The organism is Streptomyces sp. SID14478, assembly GCF_010548525.1.
In the GTDB taxonomy this organism is placed as follows: Bacteria; Actinomycetota; Actinomycetes; order Streptomycetales; family Streptomycetaceae; genus Streptomyces.
Genome location: NZ_JAAGMG010001470.1, coordinates 1 through 3,416 on the forward strand (window position 1 = coordinate 1; position 3,416 = coordinate 3,416).

Sequence of the window (3,416 nt, forward strand, 5' to 3'; positions counted from 1 at the left end):
CCCGAGACGACCGCGGCCAGCCCGGAGGCCACGGCGGCGAGCGCGGTGCCCGCGGGCGCGGTGACCACCACATCACGCGCGGCCGCGCCGGGGCGCGTGCCCAGGGGGTCTACGACGGTAAGGCGGATCTGCATCGCCGTCTGCGGTCCCTTCTGCGCGGGCGCCCGGGACGGGACAGCCCGCGGTCCCCACCGCAGATTCCCCCACCGCTACGGGCACGTCAGCCAGTGCTGCAGGCATCCTCGCACCTGCCACTGACAACACGCCCATCCGTCTCCCGTAAGTGATCTTGATTGGTCGGCTCTGCCCGCAAAAGTGCCTGCTGGGTGCCCGCTTGAGATCGGTCACGTCGGCGGGCGGCAACCAACCGTTCGGACCGAGCGTCTTTCCGTAGACCCATGAGACCGACGGTGGCTCGGAAGCGGGGCCACGGAAGATCGACAGCCTGTGCCCCGTACGGCGCCACTACAGTGGATCGGAACGCCCGGGACCGGGCAGACCACGCAGGACCGATGCAGGGAGCGCATGACGTGCGGCCGGTAGGCAGCAAGTACCTGCTCGAGGAGCCGCTCGGACGCGGCGCCACGGGCACCGTCTGGCGAGCCCGCCAGCGCGAGACCGCGGGCGCGGAGGCCGCCGTCGCCGGGCAGCCCGGCGAGACCGTGGCCATCAAGGTCCTCAAGGAGGAGCTGGCGAACGACGCGGACGTGGTGATGCGCTTCCTGCGCGAACGCTCCGTCCTGCTCCGCCTGACCCACCCGAACATCGTGCGGACCCGCGACCTGGTCGTCGAGGGCGAACTGCTCGCCCTCGTGATGGACCTGATCGACGGCCCGGACCTGCACCGCTACCTGCGCGAGAACGGCCCGTTCTCGCCGGTCGCCGCAGCCCTCCTGACCGCGCAGATCGCCGACGCGCTCGCCGCCAGTCACGCCGACGGCGTCGTGCACCGCGACCTCAAGCCGGCCAACGTCCTGCTCAAGCAGGACGACGCCGGGATGCACCCGATGCTGACCGACTTCGGCATCGCGCGCCTCGCGGACTCCCCGGGCCTGACCCGCACCCACGAGTTCGTCGGTACGCCCGCGTACGTGGCGCCCGAGTCCGCCGAGGGCCGCCCGCAGACCAGCGCCGTCGACATCTACGGTGCGGGCATCCTGCTGTACGAGCTCGTCACCGGGCGCCCGCCGTTCTCCGGCGGCTCGGCCCTGGAGGTCCTGCACCAGCACCTGAGCGCCGAGCCGCGCCGTCCCTCGACGGTCCCGGACCCGCTGTGGACGGTCATCGAGCGCTGCCTGCGCAAGAACCCGGACGAGCGGCCGAGCGCGGAGAACCTCGCGCGCGGGCTGCGCACCGTCGCCGAGGGCATCGGCGTGCACGCCAACAGCGCGGCGATCGCCGCCGCCGAGGGCGTCGGCGCCCTGCTGATGCCGGACCCGGATCCGGCCCACGTCCCGGGGGTCCCCGGCGCCGCGGACCCGACGCAGGTGCTGCCGAACAACGCCGGCTCGTACGGCCAGAGCGACCCCAATGCCGCCACCAGCGTCATGAACCAGCAGGGAAGCCCGCAGGGGAACCAGTACTCCGACGCGGACCCCACCTCCGTGCTGCCGCACCGGGGCGCCGCCGACCCGACCGCGGTCATGCCCCCGGTGCCGCCGACGCCGCCGGGCGGCAACCCGGACGACCCGCACCCCTGGCAGAACCAGCTGCGCGCGGCCCGCGACCGGAACGAGCAGACGCAGGTCCAGTACCTCGACCCGAACGAGGACCCGCTGCGCCGCCGCCCGCAGCGCCAGGTCGCCCGCCCGCAACAGCAGCAGCCGCAGCAACAGCAGTACGCGCCCCGGCAGCAGCGCCAGCAGCGTCAGCAGCCGCAGCAGTACGCTCCCCAACCCCAGCAGCAACAGCAGCCCCAGCAGTACGCGCCGCCGCAGCAGCCGCCACCCCAGCAGCCGCGGCCGCCCCGTGAACCGCGCCAGCGCAGCGCCAACCGCATGAAGATCCCCGGTCTGGGCTGTCTCAAGGGCTGCCTGTTCATGATCGTGATGCTCTTCGTCGTGAGCTGGCTGGTCTGGGAGTTCACCCCGCTCCAGGACTGGATCGGCACCGGCAAGGGCTACTGGGACCAGTTGTCGACCTGGATCTCCGACGTGACCGGCTGGATCAGCGATCTCGGCGGCAAAACGGGCAACTGACCGGCATTCGCCGCCAACCGAAAGGCAACGGGACGGCGATGTTGGAGATTTGTCGACACCCAGCGGGTGATTTCCCCTTCTGATGCGTTGGTTGGCGTCCGAGCCGCGTAGCTTGGGCGCCAACACGCGTCTGTAGGAGCAGTCTTGGCACGGAAGATCGGCAGCCGGTACACCGCACACCAGATTCTGGGTCGCGGCAGTGCGGGCACCGTTTGGCTGGGCGAGGGACCCGACGGTCCCGTCGCCATCAAACTGCTGCGCGAGGACCTGGCATCCGACCAGGAGCTGGTCGGCCGCTTCGTCCAGGAGCGCACGGCCCTGCTGAGCCTCGACCACGCGCGCGTGGTCGGCGTCCACGACCTGGTCGTCGACGGGAACGATCTCGCACTGGTCATGGACCTGATCCGCGGCACCGATCTGCGCACCCGCCTGGAGCGCGAGCGGCGGCTGCCCCCCGAGGCCGCCGTCGCCATCGCCGCGGACGTCGCCGACGCGCTGTCCGCCGCGCACGCGGCGGGCATCGTGCACCGCGACGTGAAGCCCGAGAACGTGCTGCTCGACATGCAGGGCCCGCTCGGCCCCGGCGGCTCGCACCCCGCCCTGCTCACGGACTTCGGCATCGCCAAGCTCATCGACACCCCGCGCCGCACGAAGGCCACGAAGATCATCGGCACGCCGGACTACCTGGCCCCCGAGATCATCGAGGGCCTGCCGCCCCGCGCCGCCGTCGACATCTACGCCCTCGCGACGGTCCTGTACGAACTCCTCGCGGGCTTCACGCCCTTCGGCGGCGGCCACCCCGGCGCGATCCTGCGCCGCCACGTCACGGAGACGGTCGTCCCGCTGCCCGGCATCCCCGACGAGCTCTGGCAGCTGCTGATTCAGTGCCTGGCGAAGGCCCCGGCGTCCCGGCTGCGGGCCACCGAGATGGCCGCCCGGCTGCGCGAGCTGCAGCCCCTCCTCGCGGGCATGGCCCCGCTGGACGTGGACGACCCCACCGATCCGGCCGACCCCGACGAGTCCGACGAGCCCGACGCGGCGCCGTCCGCCGAGGAGTCGAGGAACCCCGCGCCGGAGCAGGCCGAGCCCCGCCGCGGCGCCGTCTCCCTGGTCCCCGGCGCCGCCCCCGCGGACTCCAACCGCGACACCCATACGTCGATGCGGGTCCCGGCGCCGGACGAGCTGGCGGGCGGCGCCCGCGGCACCGCCCGCGTCCCC

General features: G+C 72.8%; 2 protein-coding genes. Both read left to right on the plus strand.

Going from position 1 to position 3,416, the window contains the following annotated elements; genetic code table 11:
- The first annotated feature begins 530 nt into the window (after positions 1 to 530).
- Complete coding sequence (locus G3I40_RS46030) at positions 531 to 2,198, plus strand: serine/threonine-protein kinase (protein WP_164560737.1); 1,668 nt, start codon at positions 531 to 533, stop codon at positions 2,196 to 2,198.
- Positions 2,199 to 2,342: 144 nt separating this feature from the next.
- Positions 2,343 to 3,416, plus strand: a 1,074-nt coding sequence (locus tag G3I40_RS46035) for a serine/threonine-protein kinase (RefSeq protein ID WP_164560738.1), incomplete at its 3' end; no start/stop codon positions are given.